Origin of the sequence: Henriciella mobilis (assembly GCF_003576315.1) — a bacterium.
Classification (GTDB): Bacteria; Pseudomonadota; Alphaproteobacteria; order Caulobacterales; family Hyphomonadaceae; genus Henriciella; species Henriciella mobilis.
This window is the reverse complement of record NZ_QWFZ01000017.1, coordinates 44,971-67,482: the sequence shown is the minus strand read 5'-3', so window position 1 is coordinate 67,482 and position 22,512 is coordinate 44,971. Positions and strand designations below refer to the sequence as shown.

22 protein-coding genes and 1 tRNA gene are annotated in these 22,512 nt (G+C 63.0%); 17 read left to right on the top strand and 6 right to left on the bottom strand.

The annotated features are described in order from the left end of the window. Positions 1 to 27 precede the first annotated feature (27 nt). Both rnpA and rpmH read right to left on the bottom strand, forming a co-directional pair. Positions 28 to 411, bottom strand: a complete 384-nt coding sequence (rnpA, locus tag D1227_RS09425) for a ribonuclease P protein component (protein ID WP_119377648.1) — start codon at positions 409 to 411, stop codon at positions 28 to 30. Positions 412 to 442: 31 nt separating this feature from the next. Beyond that, the gene (gene rpmH / locus D1227_RS09420) at positions 443 to 577 is read right to left on the bottom strand and encodes a 50S ribosomal protein L34 (RefSeq protein WP_119377649.1); all 135 of its coding nucleotides are present in this window, start codon (positions 575 to 577) and stop codon (positions 443 to 445) included. Positions 578 to 748: 171 nt separating this feature from the next. On the opposite strand from rpmH, the gene D1227_RS09415 reads away from it, so the two are divergent. Genes D1227_RS09415 through D1227_RS09400 form a run of 4 tightly spaced genes read left to right on the top strand, consistent with a single transcriptional unit; the run spans position 749 to position 5,260 of the window. After that, on the top strand, positions 749 to 1,543 hold the full coding sequence (locus D1227_RS09415; RefSeq protein ID WP_119377650.1) for a DUF547 domain-containing protein: 795 nt from the start codon (positions 749 to 751) through the stop codon (positions 1,541 to 1,543). Between the two features lie 49 nt (positions 1,544 to 1,592). Beyond that, the gene (locus tag D1227_RS09410) at positions 1,593 to 2,378 is read left to right on the top strand and encodes a TVP38/TMEM64 family protein (protein ID WP_119377651.1); all 786 of its coding nucleotides are present in this window, start codon (positions 1,593 to 1,595) and stop codon (positions 2,376 to 2,378) included. Next, positions 2,375 to 3,853 (top strand): dihydrolipoyl dehydrogenase family protein, encoded by a 1,479-nt coding sequence (locus D1227_RS09405; protein ID WP_119377652.1) that lies wholly within the window; start codon positions 2,375 to 2,377, stop codon positions 3,851 to 3,853. The genes D1227_RS09410 and D1227_RS09405 overlap by 4 nt, the downstream gene beginning before the upstream one ends. Before the next feature lie 39 nt (positions 3,854 to 3,892). Continuing rightward, the gene (locus D1227_RS09400; RefSeq protein WP_199288230.1) at positions 3,893 to 5,260 is read left to right on the top strand and encodes a sensor histidine kinase; all 1,368 of its coding nucleotides are present in this window, start codon (positions 3,893 to 3,895) and stop codon (positions 5,258 to 5,260) included. Here the strand turns inward: D1227_RS09400 and ggt are convergent. Next, positions 5,257 to 7,044: a gamma-glutamyltransferase gene (gene ggt, locus D1227_RS09395; protein WP_119377653.1), complete on the bottom strand. Its 1,788-nt coding sequence runs from the start codon at positions 7,042 to 7,044 to the stop codon at positions 5,257 to 5,259. The two genes, D1227_RS09400 and ggt, sit on opposite strands and share 4 nt — an antisense overlap. 78 nt (positions 7,045 to 7,122) lie before the next feature. On the opposite strand from ggt, the gene D1227_RS09390 reads away from it, so the two are divergent. The 10 genes from D1227_RS09390 (at position 7,123) to D1227_RS09345 (ending at position 16,765) form a co-directional block, all read left to right on the top strand. Beyond that, positions 7,123 to 8,115 (top strand): P1 family peptidase, encoded by a 993-nt coding sequence (locus D1227_RS09390; RefSeq protein WP_119377654.1) that lies wholly within the window; start codon positions 7,123 to 7,125, stop codon positions 8,113 to 8,115. A 50-nt stretch (positions 8,116 to 8,165) separates the two neighbouring features. Continuing rightward, positions 8,166 to 8,242, top strand: a tRNA-Arg gene (locus tag D1227_RS09385). A gap of 458 nt (positions 8,243 to 8,700) precedes the next feature. Continuing rightward, complete coding sequence (locus D1227_RS09380) at positions 8,701 to 10,545, top strand: tetratricopeptide repeat protein (protein ID WP_119377655.1); 1,845 nt, start codon at positions 8,701 to 8,703, stop codon at positions 10,543 to 10,545. Positions 10,546 to 10,620: 75 nt separating this feature from the next. Further along, positions 10,621 to 11,253: an ABC transporter C-terminal domain-containing protein gene (locus tag D1227_RS09375; protein WP_119377656.1), complete on the top strand. Its 633-nt coding sequence runs from the start codon at positions 10,621 to 10,623 to the stop codon at positions 11,251 to 11,253. Between the two features lie 12 nt (positions 11,254 to 11,265). Continuing rightward, positions 11,266 to 11,769, top strand: a complete 504-nt coding sequence (locus D1227_RS09370; protein WP_119377657.1) for a tellurite resistance TerB family protein — start codon at positions 11,266 to 11,268, stop codon at positions 11,767 to 11,769. A gap of 67 nt (positions 11,770 to 11,836) precedes the next feature. Further along, positions 11,837 to 12,883 carry a hypothetical protein gene (locus D1227_RS09365; protein WP_147372895.1) on the top strand — a complete coding sequence of 349 codons (1,047 nt, stop codon included), beginning with the start codon at positions 11,837 to 11,839 and terminating at the stop codon, positions 12,881 to 12,883. Positions 12,884 to 12,976: 93 nt separating this feature from the next. Beyond that, the gene (locus D1227_RS09360; protein ID WP_119377659.1) at positions 12,977 to 14,158 is read left to right on the top strand and encodes a vWA domain-containing protein; all 1,182 of its coding nucleotides are present in this window, start codon (positions 12,977 to 12,979) and stop codon (positions 14,156 to 14,158) included. 7 nt (positions 14,159 to 14,165) lie between these two features. Beyond that, positions 14,166 to 14,900, top strand: a complete 735-nt coding sequence (locus tag D1227_RS09355) for an AbiU2 domain-containing protein (protein ID WP_119377660.1) — start codon at positions 14,166 to 14,168, stop codon at positions 14,898 to 14,900. Positions 14,901 to 15,069: 169 nt separating this feature from the next. Continuing rightward, positions 15,070 to 15,993 (top strand): alpha/beta fold hydrolase, encoded by a 924-nt coding sequence (locus D1227_RS09350; protein ID WP_119377661.1) that lies wholly within the window; start codon positions 15,070 to 15,072, stop codon positions 15,991 to 15,993. A 1-nt stretch (position 15,994) separates the two neighbouring features. After that, positions 15,995 to 16,765, top strand: coding sequence for a crotonase/enoyl-CoA hydratase family protein (locus tag D1227_RS09345; RefSeq protein ID WP_119377662.1), 771 nt, complete (start codon positions 15,995 to 15,997; stop codon positions 16,763 to 16,765). Between the two features lie 148 nt (positions 16,766 to 16,913). Here D1227_RS09345 and D1227_RS09340 read toward each other — a convergent pair whose 3' ends face one another. Next, positions 16,914 to 18,605 carry a DUF2207 domain-containing protein gene (locus tag D1227_RS09340; RefSeq protein ID WP_119377663.1) on the bottom strand — a complete coding sequence of 564 codons (1,692 nt, stop codon included), beginning with the start codon at positions 18,603 to 18,605 and terminating at the stop codon, positions 16,914 to 16,916. Next, entirely contained in the window at positions 18,605 to 19,171 is a 567-nt protein-coding gene (locus D1227_RS09335) for a LemA family protein (protein WP_119377664.1), read from the bottom strand. The genes D1227_RS09340 and D1227_RS09335 overlap by 1 nt, the downstream gene beginning before the upstream one ends. Before the next feature lie 168 nt (positions 19,172 to 19,339). Here D1227_RS09335 and D1227_RS09330 point away from each other — a divergent pair, with 168 nt between their 5' ends. Together D1227_RS09330 and D1227_RS09325 are read left to right on the top strand one after the other, a co-directional pair. Beyond that, a complete protein-coding gene (locus D1227_RS09330; RefSeq protein ID WP_119377665.1) occupies positions 19,340 to 20,191 on the top strand; it encodes a DMT family transporter in 852 nt (283 codons plus the stop codon). A gap of 106 nt (positions 20,192 to 20,297) precedes the next feature. After that, a complete protein-coding gene (locus D1227_RS09325) occupies positions 20,298 to 21,557 on the top strand; it encodes a TCR/Tet family MFS transporter (RefSeq protein WP_119404573.1) in 1,260 nt (419 codons plus the stop codon). A gap of 16 nt (positions 21,558 to 21,573) precedes the next feature. On the opposite strand, the gene D1227_RS09320 is transcribed toward D1227_RS09325, so the two are convergent. Then, positions 21,574 to 21,843 (bottom strand): hypothetical protein, encoded by a 270-nt coding sequence (locus D1227_RS09320; protein WP_119377667.1) that lies wholly within the window; start codon positions 21,841 to 21,843, stop codon positions 21,574 to 21,576. Between the two features lie 138 nt (positions 21,844 to 21,981). Here D1227_RS09320 and D1227_RS09315 point away from each other — a divergent pair, with 138 nt between their 5' ends. Beyond that, positions 21,982 to 22,512 carry a D-glycero-alpha-D-manno-heptose-1,7-bisphosphate 7-phosphatase gene (locus D1227_RS09315; RefSeq protein WP_119377668.1) on the top strand — a complete coding sequence of 177 codons (531 nt, stop codon included), beginning with the start codon at positions 21,982 to 21,984 and terminating at the stop codon, positions 22,510 to 22,512.

Genomic DNA, 22,512 nt, shown 5'->3' with positions numbered 1-22,512 from the left:
CCGCGGTCTTTACATAATAAAAGGGGGTCAGGCCGTGCCCGACCCCTGTTTCAAGGTTGCGGCGAGGCTTATCAGCGCGCTTTCCATATCGTCAAGCAAGCGCTGCCAGCCAATGCCAGCGGTGTCCATCCGGGCGATGAAGACGTAATCGGCTCCGGGCACGCCCAGCCGGGGCAGCAACTCGCGTGCGGCGGCCTTGAGACGGCGCCGTGCCCTGTTGCGGATAACGGCGTTTCCGGTCTTCTTGGTGGCAGTGAACCCTTCCCCGATATGGCTGCTCGGATCGCCGCGCATCCGGGCCTGGATCACCAGGCTCTTGCGGCGCTCGGACAATCCGCCGCGCACAAAAAGAAACTGAGGCCGCACGGCAAGCCGTACGACCTCAGTGACCTGTTCATCTGTCCGTGCCATGGGGATACCCCCATCAGGCGCGCCGGAGCGCTCAGGCAGAAAGCGTCTTGCGGCCCTTGGCGCGGCGGCGAGCCAGCACCTTGCGGCCATTCTTGGTGGCCATGCGGGAGCGGAAGCCGTGGCGGCGGGCGCGCTTCAGGCGGCTGGGCTGAAATGTACGTTTCATGGGCTTGCGCCTTGATCTTGTGATTGACCGAAATCGGAAACCGCGGCTGATACAGCCACAGGGCGGCATGGTCAAGGCTGCGATGTGCGTGAGATGCGGCTCACGCGACTGTGATGGCGCTTTCGCGGGTCGTGACGTGTAAGACTGCCCGCTTAGGGCTATATCGCGGCCATGAACACAGTCCTCCCCCGCGCATCAAGCCTTGTCCGCACAATCCTGTCCGCCATCGTCCTCCTGGCAGGCGCACCCTTGGCCATGGCCAAATCGACCAGCATCTCCCACGCGCCATGGGGCGCGCTGCTGGAGACCTATGTCGAGCCTGGCGCCGACGGCGTGAACCGGGTGGATTACGCCGCCCTAAAGGCCAACCAGGCCGACCGTGACGCCCTCGACACCTATATCGCGCAATATGCCGATCTCGATTTCGATGCCCTGACGCGCGACGAACAGTTCGCCGCCTGGGCCAATCTCTACAATGCGGTCACGGTTCGCTACATCGTCGAGGAATATCCCCTCTCCACGATCAAGCCCTGGTACTCGCGCGGGCCATGGAAGAAGATCAAGGTGATCGCGGATGGCGAGGAGATCTCCCTCGACGGGATCGAACATGGCGTCCTGCGCCAGCAATGGGCCGACGATCCGCGCCTGCACTATGCGATCAATTGCGCCTCCTATGGCTGCCCGAATTTGCGCGTTGAACCGTGGCAGGCCGAAACGCTGAACGCAGACCTCGATGAGGCCGCCCGCGACTACATCAACCATCCGCGCGGCGTGAGCGTCCTCAAGAATGGCCTGCGCGTTTCGTCCATCTATGACTGGTTCGAAGCCGATTTCGGCGGCAGCGAAGAGGCCGTGATCGCGCATCTGCTGAGCTATGCAGGCCCGGCACTGGCGGAAAAGATCCGGGCAAACCCAGACATCCGCGACCATGACTATGACTGGTCGCTCAACGACACCTCGAAATAAGACGGCCGCAAGCAACACGGCCACTGGCGACAGGAAGGAACGGGCCCAAATGCCCTCAGAAACAAACAACTCCGAATCGGCAGACGTCACCACGCAGGCGGACAAGAAACCCTCGACCTCGATCTGGATCCGCCTCTGGCCGGTCTATGTCATCGCGCTCGGCCTCGTCGCAGCCTGGCAGTTCGGCCTGTTCAGCTACCTGTCGATCGACACGCTGCGCGAACAGAACGAGACGCTACAGGCCTTCGTCGCCGACAACCTGATCATTGCCGTGCTGGCCTATATCCTCATCTATGCCGCCGCGACCGTGTTCATGCTGCCCGGCGCGCTCTGGATCACCATTTCGGGCGGGCTGCTGTTCGGCCTCATTGGCGGCTCGGCGGTCACCGTCGCAGGTGCGACTCTCGGCGCGAGCACGCTGTTCTTCGCTGCGCGAACCTCAATCGGTGCCGCCTTCCGCGAACGCGCCGGCCGGTTCGTGAAGCGGATGGAAGCTGGCTTCCGGGAGAATGCCATCTCCTACATGTTCGCCCTGCGCCTGATGCCGGTCGTCCCCTTCCCCGTGGCGAACATCGCCCCGGCCCTGCTCGGCGCGCGCTACAGGGATTATGCAGTCACCACGGCACTTGGGATCATTCCGGGCGTTGTGGCCTATACATGGATCGGGGCGAGCCTCGGTGCGACCTTCGATGCCGGCGAGACAGAGAACCTGTTCGATGTGGTGAAGAATTTCTTCCCCGCGCTTCTCGCCCTTGGCGTCGTGGCCCTTTTGCCGGTCGCCTACAAGAAAATAGCTGGCCGCAAGGCGGCCCGGCTTGAGGAAGCAGCACAATGAAAGAGGACATCGCAGGAATCCCAGCTGTACCGGGCAGCGCCGGGCAACCACCGGAGAAGCGCAAGGCAGACCTGGTCGTCATCGGCGCCGGGTCCGGCGGTCTTTCGGCGGCAGCCGGTGCTGCGATGCTGGGCCTCGATGTGGTGCTCTTTGAAAAGGGCGAGATGGGCGGGGATTGCCTGAACAGCGGATGCGTGCCGTCCAAGGCGCTCCTGTCGGCGGCCAAGTACGCCGCGGCCGCCCGCGAAAGCAGCGCCTACGGCGTCATGTCCGGCGAACCGGTCACCGACTGGGAGGCGGTCAAGGCGCATATCCGCAAGACGATCGACACGATTGCCCCCGTCGACAGCCGGGAGCGGTTCGAAGGCCTCGGTGTGACCGTGATCCGCGAGCACGCCCATTTCACCAATCCGAACACGGTTGCCTCGGCCAGCGTCGCCGTCTCGGCCAAACGGATCGTGATCGCGACCGGCTCGCGCGCGGCCATCCCGCCCGTGCCCGGCCTTGCCGATGTGAACTACCTCACGAACGAGACCATCTTCACCGTCCCGTCCCTGCCCTCACATTTGATCATCCTCGGCGGCGGCCCGATCGGCATGGAAATGGCGCAGGCCTTCCGCCGGCTGGGCTCGGAGGTCACGGTCATAGAGATGGACCGCGTGCTCGCCCGCGCCGACCAGGCGCATGCAGAGATCGCGTCCGAGGCCCTGCGCAAGGAAGGCGTCTCCATCCTCGACAGGCACCGTGCCGTGAAAGTCTGGAAGGACGCCGGCAAGGTCAGTGTCGATGCCGAGGGCGAAGACGGCACGAAAACCATCAGCGGCACTCACCTGCTCGTCGCGACCGGCCGCAAGCCGGTGACCGACGGTCTTGCCCTGGAGGCTGGCGACGTCGATTTCGACCAGCATGGCATCAGGGTGTCGGACAAGCTGCGATCGATTTCCAACAAGCATGTCTGGGCCGTGGGCGATGTGGCCGGCAAAGGCCAGTTCACCCACCTTGCCGGCTGGCACGCTTCGGTGCTCGTCCGCCGCGCCTTCTTCAAACAGGGCTCGACGTCATCCTCGCTGCCGCTCCCGGCGGTCACCTACACGGCTCCGGAAGTCGCCCAGGTCGGCCTCACCGAACACGAAGCGCGCGAGCGGTTCGGCGACAAGGTCCAGGTCACGCGCTTTGCGTTCGACGAGAATGACCGCGCCATCGCAGAGGGCAAGACCGAGGGCGAATGCAAGCTCATCCTGAAGAAAGGCAAGCTGGTCGGCGCGTCCATCGTTGGCGAGGGCGCAGGCGATATCATCCAGCTTGTCGGCTATGCGATGTCGAACAAGATGAAGCTCACTTCGCTGACCAATTTCATCTCGCCCTATCCGACCCGGACCGAGGTGGTGAAGCGGGCGGCCAGCGCGCATTTCTCCGATGCTGTGTTCGGCAAACCGGCCCGCCTGCTGGTAAGCTTGCTTCAGCGCATTCTCTGACCTATTCCGGCTGGCGTGTCTGACGCCCCGTCATCTTCCGTGCGAAACGGCCGATCCAGCTGGTTTGAAAGCCTGTCGGCACGGCTGTTCGTTGTCACCATCTTCGCCATCCTCGTCGTCGAATTCGTCGTCTTCCTGCCAAGCGCGGCGAGCTACCGTCAGAACTGGCTGAACGAGCGCATCCAGGCCGCCCGCATCGCCGCCCTCTCACTGGAAGCGGCCCCCAGCCGGATGGTATCGGAAGAGCTGTCCAACGAGCTGCTGGAGCGCGCCGAAGTGCTGGCCGTTGCCGAGCTCAGCGACGATATGCGCGAGCAGATCCTGCCGCCGACCATGCCGCTCGATGGGCCGACCAAGCAGATCGACCTGATGGAAGAAGGCATGCTGGGCGCGATCGGCGAGACGATTGCGACATGGGGCGCGCCGGATGACCGGATGCTGATCATCCGCGCCATGGGGTCGGCGCCGGGGCGTGTGCTGGAAATCGTCGTCCCGGAATCCCCGCTGAAGCATGGCCTCATCGCCTTCGGCTGGCGCATCCTCGGCCTGTCGCTACTCATCTCGCTGACCGCCGGCGGGATCATCTACCTCCTGCTCTTCTTCCTGGTCGTGCGGCCGATGCAGCGGGTCACCGCGTCTGTCATCCAGTTCCAGAAGGACCCGGCCTCCTGGACCAAACGCCTCTCGCCCACCCCGCGGCGCGACGAGATCGGCCTGGCACAGAACGCCCTTGCCGACATGGAGAGCGCCGTCTCCGACACGCTGCGCCAGCGCGAACGCCTCGCCCTGCTCGGCGAGGCGGTAGCAAAGATCAACCACGACCTGCGCAACACGCTAGCGACCGCGCAGCTGGCCTCCGATGCGCTCTCAACCTCGGACGACCCGCGCGTACAGCGCTCGGTTCCCCGGCTCGAGCGGGCGCTGGAGCGGGCGATCAAGCTCGCCAGCGAGACGCTGAAATATGGCCGGTCCAATACGCCGGAGCCGCGGCTGCAGACGGTGAACCTGCATCAGGCCACGACAGAAGCGGCGCAGGAAGCGCTCAGCCAGCAGCCCGATACACGGTTCGAAAATACTGTGCCGGACCATACCGACGCGACTGCCGATCCGGACCATCTTCACCGCATCCTCGCCAACCTGATCCGCAATGCCGCCGAAGCCCAGGACGGTCATGGGGAGGTCATGGTCCGCCAATGCGAGAAGGGCCTCGAAATCTGCGACAGGGGGCCTGGCCTGCCGGCCAAGACGCTGGAAAACCTGTTCAAGCCTTTCGCCGCCTCGTCCCGCCGCGACGGCTCAGGCCTCGGCCTTGCACTCTCGCGCGATCTCGCTCGGTCCATGGGCGGCGATCTCGAACTGATCGAGACCGGCCCGGAAGGCACCTGTTTCCGGCTGGTCCTGCCCTAGGGCCTGAAGCCTCTTGCAACGCCCTCGCGGCGCCGGTCGGAGCCGCCTTCGAGGCCGTCATCGCGCACAAGGATGGTGTTGAGCCCGGAATTCTCGCCTTCGCGCTCCTGCACCTCATAGCCCATCGCCGACAGCGTATCGGCCCATTCCTGGCCCTTCGGCACGCCGGTCTCGACCCGCACCTCCTTGCCGCGCGCGATCACGTTCGGCAGGTCGATCGCCTCCTGGACGGAGAGGTTCCATTCGAGGATGCCGATGATGGTCTTCGACACATAGGCGACGATGGAATTGCCGCCCGGCGAACCGGTAACGAGCAGGAGGTCGCCATTCTCGTCGAAGACAATGCTCGGCGAGAGCGATGAGCGCGGGCGCTTGCCAGCGTCCGGCGCATTGGCGACGAGCTTACCATTGATGCGCGGCTGGCGGGAGAAGTCCGTCAGCTCATTGTTGAGCAGGTAGCCGTTCACCATGCGCGAATTGCCGAAGGGCGCCTCGACGGTGGCGGTGAAAGAGACGGCGTTGCCATACTGGTCGACGATGGAGATGTGCGTCGTGCCGCCCTTCTCCTCGGTCATGTCGCGGCCCCACATCCCGATCATCGGGCCGCGGCCCAGCACTTCGCCGGGATCGCCGGGCTGCTGGGTGGCATCCATCGGGGCCATCTGGCCCACGCGAGCATCGAGATAGTCCGGATTGATCAGGTCCTCGGCCGGCACTTTCACGAAGTCGGCATCGGCGACGTAATGGTCGCGGTCGGCATAGGCGAGCCGCTGGGCCTCGACCCAGGCGAGCAGGACGTCCTCTTCAGCGAGGTCCATATTGTTCGGCAGGGCCCGGTTGTAGAGCCCGTAGATCATGTTCTGGGTAACACCGCCCGAGGCCGGCGGCGGCGCCGAACAGATGCGGATCCGGTCATGGTCGCCGCACAAGGCCGGGCGGACCTTGGCTTCATAGCTGGCAATATCCTCCACCGTCATTTCGCCGGGCAGCGGCTCCTCGGCCACGGTCGCGACAATCGCTTCTGCGTTGGCGCCCTTGTAGAAGGCGTCCGGGCCCTCTTTCGCCACCGCCGTCAATATGTCGGCATAGGGCTGGTTGGTGCGCACCGCGCCCGTCGCAAGCGGCTCGCCATCCGGATAGAAATAGGCGGCGCTCGCCTCATGATCATCAAGGCGCGTCGCCGCGCGGATCTGCGGATTGGCCAGGAAGCCCGCCAGCCGGGGCGAGACTTCGAAGCCCTGCGTCGCCAGGTCGATGGCCGGCTGGAACACGCTTGCCCAGTCGGCCTGCCCTTCGGCGTCATGCGCGGTCTTGTAGAGGGAGACGATGCCCGGCACGCCCGGCGAGCGGCCCGATTGCCAGGCCGGGACGAAATCCAGCACCTCTCCGTCAATGACAAACAGGTTTTCATCGGCGGCCGCCGGCGCCGTCTCGCGCCCGTCATAGACGCTCAGCCGGTCATCCTGGAAATCGTAATAGACAAGGAAACCGCCCCCGCCGAGGCCCGAGCTCTGCGGCTCGACAAGGCCGAGGACAGTATGAACGGCGATGGCCGCATCGATCGCGTTGCCGCCCGCCTGCAGGATCTCGAGGCCAGCTTCCACCGCGCGCGGATCGGCTGCCGCCACCATCGCGCCCCTGGTCCAGCTGCGCGTCTCCTCTGCCGGTTCGACCGGGGCATCGGCAACCGTGTTCTCGGCCGGTGGCGGTGCCTCAGGCGCGGGCTGGCACGCGGCGGCCGCTGCAAGAGAAATCACTGCGGAGAGGAAAAAAGGCTGTTTCATGCTTGGGCGCCGTTCCTGTTCTGTGGTTCAAGGCTACCGACCGGATTCAATCCTCAAAGTAAAGGTGGTTTACTGCACATGTCACGACCCGGACCGCGAAACCTGATTACCGATGTCCCCGGCCTGACCGTGGGCAATGCCGAGGACAGGGACGTCCTCACCGGAACAACGGTCATCGTGGCGGATGAGCCCTCCACGGCGGCCTGTTCGGTGGCTGGCGGCGGGCCCGGCACCCGAGAGACAGACCTCCTGCGCGCCGACACCATGGTCGAGCAGGTCGACGCGATCGTCCTGTCGGGCGGCAGCGCCTACGGCCTCGCCGCCGCTGACGGGGTCACGGCAAAGCTTGGCGCGATGGGGCGCGGCTATGGCCTGAAGGACCTGCCGGGCGTGCCCAAGACGCCGATCGTGCCGTCTGCGATCCTCTATGACCTCGCCAATGGCGGCAACAAGGCCTGGGGCGAGGCCCCGCCCTATCGCGCGCTCGGCGAGGAAGCCTTCGAGAATCGCGCGGCGAGTTTCCCGCTCGGCAATGTCGGCTGCGGCCTCGGCGCCAATGCCGGCGCGCATGCCGGCGGGCTCGGCTCGGCCTCGCTGCGCACGAATGACGGCTTTACCGTCGGGGCGATTGCGGGGGTCAACTGCTTCGGTTCTGTCTTCATGCCCGGCACGACCAGCTTCTGGGCCTGGCCCTACGAACTCAATGGCGAATTTGGCGGGCACCGTCCGGGCGCCGACTATGAGTGCGATCCGGAGGAATGGGGCGACGCCAAGATGAACCCGCAGCCCGGCCAGAACACCACCATTGCCTGTATTGCAACCGATGTCGCCCTGACGCCGGCGCAGGCGCAGCGGGTCTCGCAGATCGCGCTGGCCGGCTTTGCGCGCGCCATCCGCCCCGTCTTCGCTCCCTTCGATGGCGACGCCCTGTTCGTGCTCTCCACCGGCCGCGTCGCGCTGGAGGAACCAACACCGATACAGCTCACGCGGATCGGTGAACTTGCCGCCTCGACCCTTGCCCGGGCCATTGCGCGCGGGGTATATGAGGCAGATCAGAAGAGTGCAGCATAAGCGCTTGCATCGGGCGCGGCGCGCCGCTATGTGTCCGCCCTCGAAACGGAGCACCCGTAGCTCAGCTGGATAGAGCACCAGACTACGAATCTGGGGGTCAGAGGTTCGAATCCTCTCGGGTGTGCCATTTCGCTTCCATGACAATCCACCGCAGCGTCAATGATTAACGCCGCGCTCCGCCAGCGCAGTCGCGCCTGTGCTTGAATTCTGTGCGCGGGGCCCGGATTTCCAATCGGACTGGCCGGAATATTCGACAATTCTCAAGGGGCTTTCCCTGATCGAATTAGACCGCTTAACTGCTGTAATCACAGCAGTTTCAGGCTACAGAGAAGCAACCCTTCCGAGCCCTCACGCGACAAAATGCGATCATTGCGGCTTGGTAACGTCTTTACCTGCGGACGATCCGCCCGTTACAACCATTATGGTTAATAGTCAGGGGTGACGCTTTTGATCAGGGTTCGATTTCCAACAAGGTCCGGGTTCCTGGGACTGGTTATGGCGGGGTCTGCGATTGCACTTTCGGCATGCGAGAGCGCGCCGGTCCAGGCACAGACGCAGACTGCATCAGCAGGATGCACGGAATGGGTGGCACCGTCAGGGACGGCGGAAGACGTTGCGCGGCGGTGCCGTGACCGCGCCGACGATTCAGACATTTTGGGCCGGGAAGCCGGGCTGTCCTATTATCACGCCGCCAACGCCTATGACGTGCTCGGCGACAGCGCCGCGGCTGCCGACATGGTCGAGCGTTCCTTCAACGAACTGGCAACGTCCGACCGCTGGCTGACCACGCCGCCGAACGGCCTGTCCGAGGAAGACCAGCGCGACTGGCTGGCCCAGCGCCGGCAGTTCCAGCTGGAGCGGCTGATGCTGGCTGCAGATGCCTATCGGGGCCTGGCGGAGGCCTACACCCAGTCACCGACATCATCCTTCTCGAACCGTTGCGCGAGCCGGCTCGACTGCCTGTCGAAGGCGATCGGCCACCTGGCCGATGGTGAGGCGATTGCCGCCCGGCTAGCGAGTGTCAGCCGCGAGCCGCTTTATGACCGCTATCACCTGGCGCTGGGAGACCTCTATGAAGCGCGCAACCGGCCGGGCGACAGCGAAGCGGCGATCCGAGCCTATCAGACGGTCGCCAGCAGCCCGCTCGCCGGGCCGGCCCCGGCCACGGCGCGCGCCAACCTGGCAGGCCTGACGACACGGCTTGCCCATGACGCGCTTGAGCGTGGCGGCGCGGCGGATGTCGTGCAGGCGATCCGCTACTTCAACCTCGCGCGCGATGCCGATCCGACGAATGCCGAGGCCCCCCTCGGGCTTGGCCAGATCTATCTCGACGGCGGCACGGCGGCGAACGACCTCGCACAGCTCGGCCGGGCCGAAAATGCCTTTTCCGACGCCCTCGCGCTCAGCACGCAGGCCAGCCAGAAAGCAGCGGCCTATATGGGCCGCGGTGCCGCGCGCAGCCGCATCGCCAGCCTCAACGGCACATCCGCCCAGGCTGCGATTGCCGACTATCAGGCGGCCGCCCAGCTCGCCGATTCCGCCGAGACGTTCCTTGTGCTCGCCCGCTCGTGCAAGGCGAGCCGCGACTGGCAATGTGCCGACGAGAATTTCGCGCGCGGTATCTCCCGCCTGCAATCGGAGAATGCCTCCGGCGAGGCGCTGTCTGCGGCCCTGCTCGAACAGGCCGATGTCCGCGAGCGCATGTCGATTTACGGGCCGGGCGATGTCCGGGCGCTGCTGCAGCAGGCCGTGAATGCCGCGCCTGCTTCTGGCGAAGCCAATATGGAGCTGGCGCGTCACGACATGGCGCACGAGAACTGGAACGGCGCCGAGACCGGCTTCAAGCGCGTCGTGCAACCCTCGACCACAGGCAGCGACCTGCTGAAAGCCGAAGCCTATGGCGCCCTGGCGCGTCTCGGTGCGTCGCGTCCCGGCGGGAACCTCGAACAGGCGATCGGCTATATCGAACGGGCCGCCGACCTCGACAAGGCCAATCCGGACTATCCGCGCGAGCTTTGCATTGCCCGGATCTATCGCGGCGGGTCCAGCGTGACGGCCAGCCGCAACGCCCGCACCTGCGACCTCGGGGCCAGCACGGGCAGCCTTCTCCTGCAGGCCATGTTCGACATGCGCCGCGCGCAGTATGCCGGCGCGAGCACGGCCGCCCAGATCCGCCGCACGGCGCGCGACCATATCAACCGCGCGCTCGACGTGACCGGTCCTGATCACATCACCGATTATGACTGGCCGCTTGAGGACAGCCTGCCGCCGGTGAAGACCCGCGCCATCCTCCTTTACCTGAAGGAGGCGACGCTAGCCTGCGGCGGCAACTACACATTCTACCTGCCCGAAGCCAATGGCATCACGTCCACCGACTATTCGGCCGCGCGTGACTTCCTCGATTTCTACAGGTCACGACTATGCACCTGAGGCGCCGGTTGAAACCCATTTACGCGACGATCAGAATGCAGAGAGTCACAGCTTCAGGCTCAGCAGGAGGGGACCATGTCTAATCAGCCGCCCGGACACACGCCGGCGCTTTACGAAGACCGCACACTGTTTCCAACACCCGTTCAGGAACCGCCCGGTCATCACAATAATGGCGGGCCATCCGGCGGAGGGATTTCCGCGATCGGTGTGATCATCGTCGCCTTCATCGCCGCCGCGGTGGCCGGCGGCATCGTCTGGTTCGCATCCTCGTCGAGCGGCGGTGGCGGCGGGGGCACGACGAATTCGCAGATCGCCGCGCTGCAGGAAGAAAATGCCCGGCTGGCCGGCATGATCAAGGAGTTCGAAGAGAACCAGGAGCAGGAGCAGATCGCCAGCTATGAGGAAAAGATCGCCGCGCTCGAAGCCCAGGTCGCGAATTTCGGGTCTTATGGTAGACTGGCCGAACTGGAACAGCAGATTGCCGAGCAGAAGGCCGAGATAGAACGCCTGATCGCCCAGCCGGAACGCCAGCGCATGCCGGCGAGCGCCCGCGAAATCCCGGAGCCGGAAAACGATACCGACTGGGTGTCCCGCGTGGAAGACGAACTCGAAGCCTATCTCAAGGTCCTTGAAGACCGGGTGGAATGGGTCGCCTCCTGGCCAGCCCGCAATCCGCCACCGCCTTGTTCGGACCCGGAAAATTGCTGAGGAAACAGAGCCATGAGTGATGTCAAAATGCTCTTCGACAAAGCCGAAGAGATCGAGTCCGGCAGCAATGCCTTTCCCGATATCGAAAAGCTCGAGCAGGAGTTCAACGAGAGCGGCGAGTCCGACTGGACGATCCCCGAGGCGTTCTTGTGCCTGCTGCTGGAAGCGGCCTTCTCCGACGGCAGCATCGCCCCGGAGGAACGCGAGGAGATCGCTGCGCTGGTCAAACGCTCACGCACGATGAAGCGGCTGAGCCCACAGCAGATGGCCGCGGTGAACCAGACGGTGAACGAGCGCATGGGCGAGCGGAACGAAGGCCTGCGAGAAGCCTGTCTCACCCTGCCGGCCGACATGCGCCTGTCGGTCTATGCCCACTGCGTCGACATCGTCCTGGCCGACCGCCAGCTGCGCGAGGGCGAGGAAACCTTCCTCAAGCAGATCGAGGAATACATGCACCTCGAGCCGGAAATGGTGAAGGCAATCCGCGCGGTGATGCTGATCAAGAACCGCTACTAGGTTTCGTATCCACCAGTTGATGTTGCAACCTAAGAGTGTAGGCTGATCGAAAGGTCAGGAGTTCTCAATGGTTCGTTTTGTGCGAAGAGCCTCAGCTTTGGTTATATCCTCAGCATTGCTAATTTGTTCACCGGCTTCGGGACAGAGTTTTCCATCTGATCCGAACGAACAACAAAAAATAATTGGCGCATTTGTTGAAATAAATGATGTTTGGAATGAACTAATTCCAACTGTTAACGAGTTGGAGGAGCTGCTTCCGCTTCTTGTGTCGCTTGACCAAGGAGAGATTACCAAGTCCACCTACCTCAGCGAAGTAACTAGAAAGCGCGATAAACTTAAGAGCAATCTGCGCTTCGCAAAAAGCCAAGTACGTGAAATCGTCAATCGAGAATATGGCGAATCTAGTTGGGCAACAAGAATTGAACAGTATGAAACTGAACTCGATGGCATGTTTCGCCAGCTGGAGGCGCTGTTCGATACGACCAATGATTTCTTCATAAGTGCTCCGTCTCTCGATGCTGAAACTGAGGCGTACTATTCGGAGATCATGGTCGACAAGATTAGGATTGTGACCCAACTCTCAAACCTATCCCTGCGAGGGGATATTGCGATGTTGGGTGAAGAACATCCGAATGTTTTTATTCTTCGTTCTTGGGAGCACCAGAGTAACGTGTTCGCAAACTTGTTTGAACTCGATCACATATTTTACTACGGCTCCGACGATGATGTAGACCGCTACTTTCAGCTGATTGATCGATCTAAGGCTGAACTGGACAACTTTCAGAATACTAAAGCCGCTGGCTTGGCCGCAAACGAAGAAATGAAATCCGAATACAGCCACCTGAGCCTTGGTGCTACGGCTCAAGAACGAGAGCTGATTGATCTGGTTTTGCAACTGAACGATTCATTTTCGCAGGCTTGGTCAACTGAACAGGATATCGCCGACAAATATCGACGCCAACTAACACTTTACGAAACAATGCCGGATCCTTTTCCCAGCGATGAAATTGAGAAATTGGATCAGAAAATAGTGGTATTGGAAGACACTAGGTGGGCGCTTTTCGACGAAAGACTGGAATTGGCCCAAGATTTGGTGAATAGGGCAGCTGATTAGTCGAGAGCACGCGCCCTCTTGCGCCGCGTCAGCCCTTGGACATAGGGCTGACGCGCGCTACTGTCTGACACAGAGAATGGAGAGCCGCCGCCCATGTTCATGAAATTCTTCAACGAGCTGCGTCAGCAGAAAGTGCCCGTCACGCTCAAGGAATACCTCACACTGCTCGAGGCGATGGACAAGGATGTCATCGGCATGGACGTCGAGGACTTCTACTATCTCTCCCGCGCCGCGCTGGTGAAGGATGAGCGCAACCTCGACAAGTTCGACCGCGTCTTCTCCCACGTCTTCAAGGGCCTCGACACCATGCAGGACGCCGTCGACGTGCAGGACCTGCCGGAAGAGTGGCTGCGCAAGATGTCGGAGAAATTCCTCACCAAGGAGGAGATGGACGAGATCGAGGCGATGGGCGGCTTCGAGAAGCTGATGGAGACGCTGAAAGAGCGCCTCGAAGAGCAGAAGAAGCGCCATGAGGGCGGCAACAAATGGATCGGTACGGGCGGCACCTCGCCCTTCGGCGCGAATGGCTACAATCCCGAAGGCGTGCGCATCGGGCAGGAAAAGTCCCGCCACCGCCGGGCCGTAAAAGTCTGGGACAAGCGCGAATTCAAGAATTACGATGACAGCGTCGAGCTGGGCACGCGCAACATCAAGGTCGCGATGAAGCGGCTGCGCAAATGGGCGCGCGAGGGCGCCGACGAGGAACTCGACCTCGATGCCACCATCCGCAACACCGCCAAGCAGGGCTATCTCGACATCGAGATGCGCCCGGAAAAGCGCAACACGGTCTCGGTGCTGCTGCTGATGGATGTCGGCGGCTCGATGGACCCGCACGTCAAGGTCATGGAAGAGCTGTTCTCGGCCGCGCGTTCGGAGATCAAGAACCTCGAATATTTCTACTTCCACAACTGCCCGTATGAAGGCCTCTGGAAGGACAATCGCCGCCGCATGAACGAGCGCATCCCGACCTGGGACGTGCTGCACAAATACCCCTCGGACTACAAGGTCATCATTGTCGGCGACGCCACGATGAGCCCGTATGAGATCACCTATGCGGGCGGCTCGGTCGAGCACTGGAACGAGGAAGCCGGCGGTGTCTGGATCCAGCGCATCGTGCAGCAATTCCCGAACCTTGTCTGGCTGAACCCGGTCAAGTCCGGCGCCTGGGAGTACACCGGCTCGATCAAGCTCATCAACGAGCTGATCGGACCGGGACGCATGTTCGAGCTGACCATCAAGGGCCTCGAAGAGGCGATGAAAGAGCTGAGCCGGTAATAGGTAGATGACCCAAAAGCAAGCTCTGGAAACGCGCACAGAAAAAGCGCTGAAACAAAGCGCCAGTGATTTTTATAGAGCACGCCAAAGCTGGTCACTGTTCATTTCAAGCAATGGGCCTTTCGATAGCCCCAAAAGATCACTCCATGAAATCGTGAACAAAGCGAACCTTGGTTTCTCGTTCAACGCTATTCAAAATCTGTCAATTAGTGATTGCATTCTTTCTATATGTAGATTGACAGACAGTGTATCTGACGACCGGCTGAACATTTGCCTGTTGCGCCGGGACATGGAAAAGCATCGCAACCTTTTTCTGGAGAATGCCGAGGCATTCTTCGCTGATCCAGGCAATTTGATTCATGGTCGCTCGTGTCAAGTCGAGTTGCTGCGATATTGTGGCCAATTTATCTATACTTTGACACTTATTGATGAATTTATCGCATCACGTAGCCTGAAAACGATCAGAAGTCACCGAAACAAGGTGCTCGCTCATTCCCTCAAATCGAAAGCAGACGTACCGAAGGTCTCAGATGTTGAAGATGCTTTGACCGCAGCCGGCAAAGTAATCGCTGCATTGTATTTGGTGCTGCAACATTCCACGTTGGTCGTGGATGAGTTGGAGAGCCAATATCTACGGAAATTCGATAAATTCTGGGACGCCGTCGAATTGGGCGCTCAAGAGCAACCAAAGCGGCAGGCGCAGAAGTTTCAGGAAATGCTACAGAGAGCGCAAAAAACGTAATCCAATTCCGCGAACTGATCACATACATCGCTCGGCAAGTGAGCGAGTGTGGATCCGCCTAATCCAGAAATACGACTAACAAGGTCTCCGTCCGAACATAGCCTCACACTTGGAGCGCTTGAGCTTTGTGCTGACACGCCTAGTCTGTTGCACAAACAGGGAGAGACATATGCCGCGCATCGAAGCCAACGGAATCGAGATCGAATACGAGGAATACGGCAAGCCGGACGACCCGATGCTGCTGCTGGTTTCCGGCTTTTCCGGGCAGATGATCACCTGGCCGGACGCCTTCAAGCAAGGCCTTGCGGAGGCCGGGCGCCGCGTGGTGATCTTCGACAATCGCGACATCGGCCTGTCGACCGAGTTCACCAATGAGGTGCCGCCAGCCCCGCGCGACATCGTCAAGGGCGTCATGGCCGGCGAGCCAATGCATGAGAAGGTGCCCTACATCCTCAACGACATGGCCGCCGACGCGGCCGGACTGGTCCAGGCGCTCGGCGCCAACAAGGCAGATGTCATGGGCTTTTCCATGGGCGGCATGATTGTCCAGCTGATGGCGCTCAACCATCCAGAGCGCGTGCGCACCCTCATCCCCGTCATGACGACGTCAGGCGATCCGGCCCTTCCGCCAGCCACGCCCGAAGCACAGCAGGCGCTGACAGCCGTTCCGGAGGTGCGCAACGCCGACGCCATCGGCGATCTTGCCGCTCAGTCGCGCCGGGTCATCGGCTCGCATGAAACCGTCCGCAATTCCGATGAGGCCGTGAAAGCCATGGCCATCCGGGCGTTCGAGCGCTCCGACCGGCCGATGGGCGTTGCCCGGCAATATGCCGCCATCCTCGCCCAGCCGCGCTGGCACGAACGGCTGGCCGGCGTCTCGCACCCCACCCTCGTCCTGCACGGCGCGCAAGACCCCCTGATTCGTCCCGCCGCCGGCCAGGACATTGCCGAGCGCATCCCCGGCGCCGAGATCGAGATCATCGAGAAATGGGGCCATGACCTGCCGGAGAAGATGGTGCCTGTCCTGCTCAACCGGATCGTCCCCTTCCTCGGCAAGCATGTGCCGGAAGAGGCCCGCGCGGATGTGAACTGAGATGGCCGATACCGTCCTGACTGCGCGCGATGGCGACATCTTCACCGTTACCATAAACCGGCCGGCGGCCCGCAATGCGGTCGACCGCGACACGGCGCAGGCGCTCTATGACGCCTTCAACGCTTTCAATGACGACGGGGTGCTTTCGGTCGCCATCCTGACCGGCGCGGCGGGAAATTTCTGCGCCGGGGCGGACCTGAAAGCCGTCTCCGAGGGCAATGGCAACGTCACCACCGCGCGCGGCGATATGGGGCCGATGGGGCCGACGCGGTTAAGCCTCGGCAAGCCTGTCATTGCGGCGGTTGAGGGCTACGCCGTGGCAGGCGGACTGGAGCTGGCGCTCTGGTGCGACCTGCGGGTCATCTCCGAGACGGCGCGTTTCGGCGTCTTCTGCCGGCGCTTCGGTGTACCGCTGATCGATGGCGGAACCGTCCGCCTGCCGCGCCTCATCGGCCACTCGCATGCGATGGACATGATCCTGACCGGCCGGGAGGTCGCCCCCGACGAGGCGATGGCGATGGGCCTCGCCAACCGGCGGGCCGAGGCGGGCGGTGCGCTCAAGGCCGCAAAGGCACTGGCAAGCCAGATCGCCGGCTTCCCGCAGCTCTGCATGCGGGCCGACCGTCGTTCGGCGCTCGACCAGTGGAGCCTCGACGAGAAGACCGCCCTGATGGCCGAGATTTCCGGCGGCATGGACGTCATCCGCTCCGGCGAGACGGCCAAGGGCGCAACGGCCTTCTCATCCGGCAAGGGTCGGCACGGGGAATTCTGAGCGGCCCCACCCCGACCCTCCCCTGAGGGGAGGGGGCGCAAGCCTCGCCGTTCCAGAGCCCGCATGGTGAGCGAAGTCGAACCACGCGGGCGTATGCGCGAACGTCTCAAGGAGAACCATTCGGCTGCCCTGCCGCAGAGGCGCGTTTTTACCAGCCGCCCCCGCCGCCGCCGCCACCGCCGCCGCCGGAGAAGCCGCCACCGCCCGAGCCGGACGAGCTGGAGCTTTGCGGCATGGAGCTGGTGACCGCCGAACTCATCGTCGAGACCATCGACTTGTTCATGCTGGCAAAGGAACCGTGCCGGCCCATATGGCTCCAGCCCGGATTATAGGCCGCTGCCTCTTCCGGCAGGAGCTTTTCGAAATGCTTCGTCCATGGCTCTTCGACGCCGAGCGCGATCGCATAGGGCAGGAACTTCTCGTAGCGCTCCACCGTCATTGGCGGCTCCTGGCCTGAGCCGACCTCGAAGGCGTTGAGCTGCAGTTTCTCGGCCTTTTCCAGGTAGAGCTTGAAGCCCTCAATCTCCGTGCGGACATCCTGGCCCTTCGGGGTCGGCGCCGGCATCAGGTACATGAAAACACCGTTCAGGATGACCAGCGCCCCAACCAGCAGCGTCATCGCCAGCGTCCAGCCCGGCGCCTGGATGATCGCCCAGGCAATCGCCGCGCCCGACAGCAACACGGCGAAGATCGTGTAGCCGACATTCCATTTGAAATAGGCCGAGCCGAATCGGTCCGAAACACGCTTGCGGAACGCCATATAGGCGGTGGTGAACGTCTTGTTGTACTTGTCGCCAAGCGTCATCGTCCCGTGCGAGAGCAGCTTGCGGTCGAGCAGCCGCTCCTCGATGGGCAAGGTTTCGCCGTCGGCAGTCTTCGGCGTCAGCACCGTCTTCTTCTTGTCTTCGGCATCGATCTCGACAAAGCCCTTGATGCCGAGATTGACCAGCGTCGCGATCAGCGCGTCATGCTGGTGAAAGCCGCGATGATAGATGTGGTGCACGGCGGCCGGGGAATAGCCCATCGGCGGCTCGTAGCGGGCAAAGACCGGCCCCTTGGGCGGGTCGACACCAACCGTCTGCCAGGAGCGGTAGAGGAAGTAGAACACCCCGCACAGCGAGGTCAGCAGGATGACGACCGCGCCATAGCGTTGCCACCAGAGGGCGGTCTTGTCGGCCGCGCTCGGCGGGTCGATCACGCCCTTGTCCATCGTCAGGGAGATGGTCAGCCCCTCCCGGACCCGCAGCGGCTCGGTCGTCTCGAACATATAGGCGCGCCCGTCACGGCTGAACCGGTAGGCGCTGCCCGTGTCGCCCTGCCCGCCCGTATAACCATTCTGCTCGATCATCCGGGCGCCCTCGGGCAAGATGACCCGCGCGCTCGCGACAAGGATCGGGAAGTTCCAGTACGTGCCGGTGACGTTCCAGTAGATCTCGTCGAAGTCCTCGAAATAGCGGATCTGGTTCTTCACCCGGTAGCGGATGACGTAGACATGTTCGCCCCGGCTCAGGAAATGGTCCTCATCACCGATCCGGATGCGCCAGGCATTGCCCTCCGTGCTGGTTTCATAGGGCTCACGCTGGCCGTTGCGCTGAATGGACAGGACCTTGTAATCATAGCGCAGCCGGTCGCCGTCACTCTCGAAATAGCGCGGCAGATCGCGGAAGATGCCGCGGCGGATCTGGTTGCCCTCGGCCGTCACGGTGATCGTCTCGGTCAGGATGATGTCGCCATCGGTCTCGACCTCGATCCCGACATCGAACCGGTTGATGACCTCCTCGGCCAGGACCGGGAAAGCAACACACAGGCTGGCGAGGAGGACGAAGAGCAGCCGCGCCATCAGGCCTCGCCCCCGAAGTCGACGCCCGGCAGCGCCCGGTCAGAGGTTTCGATCTCGAAGAAGTCGGCCTGTCTGAAGCCGAAGGGCCCGGCCACGAGATTGGACGGGAAGCTCTCGATCAGCGTGTTCATCTCGCGTACTGCGCCATTATAGAAGCGCCGCGCCATCTCGATCTTGGTTTCGGTCTCTGACAGCTCATCCTGCAGCTGGCGGAAATTATCGCTCGCCTTGAGGTCGGGATAGGCTTCGGCGACCGCCATCAGCTTGCTGACAGGCTGCGACAGCGCGCTTTCGGCGGCGCCGCGCTCGCGCGTGTCATCACCGGCCTGCTGCGCCTTTGCGCGCTTCTCGGTGATCTCCTCGAAGAGCTGGCGCTCATGCTTGGCATAGCCTTTGACGGTCTCGACCAGGCTCGGAATGAGGTTGGCGCGGCGCTTCAGCTGCACGTCGATATCAGCCCAGCCATTACGCACCATCTGCCGCTTTCCGACCAGAAGGTTGTAAACGACGATCAGGCCGATCAGCGCGGCCACGGCAATCACGCCGATGATAAGAACACCCGTCATGGCTTTTCCCCTTATCCTGCAGACGCCACGGCGCGACTATCGGGCAAGTCGGCGGGCCTGTTAAGGGTTGAATCGACACGAGCTTGCCGCCTGGCCGCAATTGACTTGCCATGAGCAGCGCACACCCGCTCTGGCCACCCGCCGCAATCTGGGGCATCGCAGCGGGTGATGCCGACCACGCTTCGCCTCTTCCTTGTCACCGCGCTCGCCATGACGGCGTTCGCGGCGAATTCCGTCCTGGCGCGGCTTGCCATGGCGACCGGCGAGGCGGGACCGTGGACCTTCACGCTCATCCGCATTGTGTCCGGCGCCGTGGTGCTGGGCCTGATCGCATCGCCGGTGCGCGCGATCCGGTCTGGCAGCTGGGCGTCGGGAGCGGCGCTCTTTGTCTATGCCGCCGCCTTTTCGATCGCCTATCTGACACTCGCCACAGGGACGGGCGCGCTGATCCTGTTCGCGCTGGTCCAGATCACTATGATCGGCTGGGCGCTTGTCTCTGGCGAGCGGCTGTCGGCAGCGCGCTGGGCCGGGTTCATGCTGGCCATTACCGGCCTTGTCTGGCTGCTGCTGCCGGGCCTGGAAGCACCGCCGCTCGAAGGCGCAGCTCTGATGGCCGCTGCCGGCGTCGCCTGGGGCATCTACTCCCTGCGCGGGCGCGGCCAGGGCCAGCCAACCGCACAGACCGCCGGCAACTTCCTGCGGGCCGGTGTCATCGTGCTTGCGCTCAGCCTGCCTGCCTTCATGCTTGCCGGCGAGGCGACGCCAAGCTGGGCCGGCATTGGCTATGCGCTTGCCTCCGGTGCGATCACATCCGGTCTCGGCTATGCCATCTGGTACGCCGCCCTGCGCGAGCTGACCGCGAGCCTTGCCGGCATTGCCCAGCTCTCGGTTCCCGCCATTGCGGCCGCCGGAGGCATGGTCTTCCTCGCCGAGCCGCTGACGATCCGGTTTGCCATCGCCACCGCGCTCATCCTGGGCGGCGTCGGCATCGCCAGCCTGTCACGCCGCAAAGCGGCCTGAGGGCTCGTCTGCCTGTCGCGTCTCGATGCCGTGAAGGACTAAGTCCAGCACCTCGCGCCCAATCACCGATTGACGCGCCAACCGATCCCGGCCATGTCGCTTGCCCATGACCGAGGCACCCGCCATTCGAAAACATGGGAAGAATGCTTTCCTGTTCGTCATCGTCTGCGTGGCGATGGACATGATCGGGTTCGGCATCATCATTCCCGTCATGCCCTCCCTGCTCGAGGAGCTGACGGGCAATCCGGCCGAGGAAACCATCGTCATCGGCGGGTATCTGATGGCGACTTATGGCCTCCTGAATTTTGCGGCCATGCCGACCATCGGCAACCTGTCCGACCGGTTCGGGCGGCGTCCTGTCCTGCTTGTCTCGATTGCGACGCTGGGCATGGATTTCATCATCATGGGGCTGGCCGACAGTGTCTGGCTGCTCTTTGTCGGGCGTGCCCTGACGGGTATTTCATCTGCCACCTTCTCAACCGCCAATGCCTACATCGCCGACGTCACCGAACCGGAAGAGCGCGGCAAGGCATTCGGGATGATCGGGGCGGCGTTTGGCATCGGCTTCATCGTCGGCCCGGCGCTTGGTGGCTTTCTCGGCTCGATCGACACGCGCCTGCCCTTCTTCGGGGCGGCTGCGCTGTCGCTGATCAACTTCCTGTACGGCTATTTCGTCCTGCCGGAATCGCTTGCGCGTGAGGATCGACGGCCATTCCGGATCGCGCGCGCCAACCCCTTCGGCGCGGTGAAACACTTCTCGAAAATCCCGAAAGTCGCCTGGTTCATCGTGACCTTCGGCATCTTCCAGTTCGCCCATAGCGTCTTTCCGTCGACCTGGAACTTCTATGCCGACATCCGCTATGACTGGTCGGAAGCCCAGATCGGCCTGTCGCTGGCCGCGGTCGGGATCGGGTCTGCGGTGACGCAGGTCGTGCTGATTGGCCCGGCGATCAACACTTTCGGCCCCCTGAGGACCGCGCTCGGCGGCATACTGATCACGATTTTCGCGCTCGCCCTCTTCGCCTTCGCGGTGAATGGCTGGATGATCTATGCCATCATTCCGCTGAGCGCGCTCGGGGGCGTGTTCGGCCCGTCGTTGAACCAGATCATGTCCGGCCTCACGCCGCGCAATGCGCAGGGCGAGTTGCAGGGGGCCACGGCCAGCCTCAACGCGTTCTCGATCATCCTCGCGCCGCTGCTGATGACGCAGACGCTGCACGCCTTCTCGGCCCCCGGCGCGCCGGTCTATTTCCCGGGCGCCGCCTTCCTGCTGGCGTCGATCCTGACGGCCGTGGCGCTGGTCCCCTTCATGCTGGGCGTGCGCGCCAACCGGGACAAGGTCGCAGACCTCGCCCCGGCCGAGTAGACGCCCTGGCGCAGCTTCAGGATTTCGACTTCATCACCATGCCGGCGACCACGCCAAGGATGCCGCCGCCGACACCGCCTTCCAGCAGGTCCTGGATATGGCTCATGATGCCGCTGCCGAGCAGGTTTCCGATGCCGGCCGCATCGGCGCCGTAATGCGCGCCGATCCCGCCGATCACGCCGCCCAGCAGGCCGCCCGTGCCGGTTCCGCCGAGCAGTTTTGCGACGATCGGCCCGAGGGCCCCGCCGCCAACCGCACTCAGGATCAGGGGTATGAATTGTTCCATTTTGACTCCTCCCTTGCAGGGGACCGGTTATCTGGTCTGGTCTCCCTGAGTGTGCAGAAAACCCCAAATTGGCGGGTGACACCAGTGAAACTTTGGCATCTGGCCGGGCCCGCCGGAACCGTTTATGGACGTTGACCGATGACCAATCGACGCCCTGCCCTCTTCCTCGACCGCGACGGCGTGCTGAACGTCGACCGCGGCTATGTCAGCCGGATCGAGGATTTCGAGTGGATCGACGGCGCCATCGATTGCGTGAAGAATTTCAAGGCGCGCGGCTGGTTCGTTTTCGTTGTCACCAACCAGTCCGGCATCGCCCGCGGCCTCTATACCGAAGCCGATATGCGCACACTGCATGCCTTCATGGAAAAGGAACTCGCGGCACACGGCACCGCCATCGACCGGATCTATCATGCCCCCTGGCATGAGGAAGGCGAAGTTGCGCAGTACCGGCGCGCCAGCATCGACCGCAAGCCCGGCCCCGGCATGCTGCTACACGCCATGGCGGAATTCCCGGTCAATCGCGAGGCAAGCTTCCTGATCGGTGACAAGCAGACCGACATGGAGGCGGCCAAGGCGGCCGGTGTCGGCGCCTTCCTGTTTACCGGCGGGAACCTCGCCACGTTTGCAGAATGGGCGCTGGCGAGCTTCGAAGACGGGGTGCGCGGCTAG

Excerpts from the sequence above, each read along its gene's own strand:
- D1227_RS09410 (WP_119377651.1), top strand. The coding sequence starts at position 1,593 with ATGCCCTCAGAAACAAACAACTCCGAATCGGCAGACGTCACCACGCAG.
- D1227_RS09350 (WP_119377661.1), top strand. The coding sequence starts at position 15,070 with ATGCCGCGCATCGAAGCCAACGGAATCGAGATCGAATACGAGGAATAC.
- D1227_RS09375 (WP_119377656.1), top strand. The coding sequence starts at position 10,621 with ATGTCTAATCAGCCGCCCGGACACACGCCGGCGCTTTACGAAGACCGC.
- D1227_RS09335 (WP_119377664.1), bottom strand. The coding sequence starts at position 19,171 with ATGACGGGTGTTCTTATCATCGGCGTGATTGCCGTGGCCGCGCTGATC.
- D1227_RS09355 (WP_119377660.1), top strand. The coding sequence starts at position 14,166 with ATGACCCAAAAGCAAGCTCTGGAAACGCGCACAGAAAAAGCGCTGAAA.
- D1227_RS09345 (WP_119377662.1), top strand. The coding sequence starts at position 15,995 with ATGGCCGATACCGTCCTGACTGCGCGCGATGGCGACATCTTCACCGTT.
- rpmH (WP_119377649.1), bottom strand. The coding sequence starts at position 577 with ATGAAACGTACATTTCAGCCCAGCCGCCTGAAGCGCGCCCGCCGCCAC.
- rnpA (WP_119377648.1), bottom strand. The coding sequence starts at position 411 with ATGGCACGGACAGATGAACAGGTCACTGAGGTCGTACGGCTTGCCGTG.
- ggt (WP_119377653.1), bottom strand. The coding sequence starts at position 7,044 with ATGAAACAGCCTTTTTTCCTCTCCGCAGTGATTTCTCTTGCAGCGGCC.
- D1227_RS09365 (WP_147372895.1), top strand. The coding sequence starts at position 11,837 with ATGGTTCGTTTTGTGCGAAGAGCCTCAGCTTTGGTTATATCCTCAGCA.
- D1227_RS09340 (WP_119377663.1), bottom strand. The coding sequence starts at position 18,605 with ATGGCGCGGCTGCTCTTCGTCCTCCTCGCCAGCCTGTGTGTTGCTTTC.
- D1227_RS09405 (WP_119377652.1), top strand. The coding sequence starts at position 2,375 with ATGAAAGAGGACATCGCAGGAATCCCAGCTGTACCGGGCAGCGCCGGG.
- D1227_RS09370 (WP_119377657.1), top strand. The coding sequence starts at position 11,266 with ATGAGTGATGTCAAAATGCTCTTCGACAAAGCCGAAGAGATCGAGTCC.
- D1227_RS09315 (WP_119377668.1), top strand. The coding sequence starts at position 21,982 with ATGACCAATCGACGCCCTGCCCTCTTCCTCGACCGCGACGGCGTGCTG.
- D1227_RS09360 (WP_119377659.1), top strand. The coding sequence starts at position 12,977 with ATGTTCATGAAATTCTTCAACGAGCTGCGTCAGCAGAAAGTGCCCGTC.
- D1227_RS09325 (WP_119404573.1), top strand. The coding sequence starts at position 20,298 with ATGACCGAGGCACCCGCCATTCGAAAACATGGGAAGAATGCTTTCCTG.
- D1227_RS09330 (WP_119377665.1), top strand. The coding sequence starts at position 19,340 with ATGCCGACCACGCTTCGCCTCTTCCTTGTCACCGCGCTCGCCATGACG.
- D1227_RS09320 (WP_119377667.1), bottom strand. The coding sequence starts at position 21,843 with ATGGAACAATTCATACCCCTGATCCTGAGTGCGGTTGGCGGCGGGGCC.
- D1227_RS09390 (WP_119377654.1), top strand. The coding sequence starts at position 7,123 with ATGTCACGACCCGGACCGCGAAACCTGATTACCGATGTCCCCGGCCTG.
- D1227_RS09415 (WP_119377650.1), top strand. The coding sequence starts at position 749 with ATGAACACAGTCCTCCCCCGCGCATCAAGCCTTGTCCGCACAATCCTG.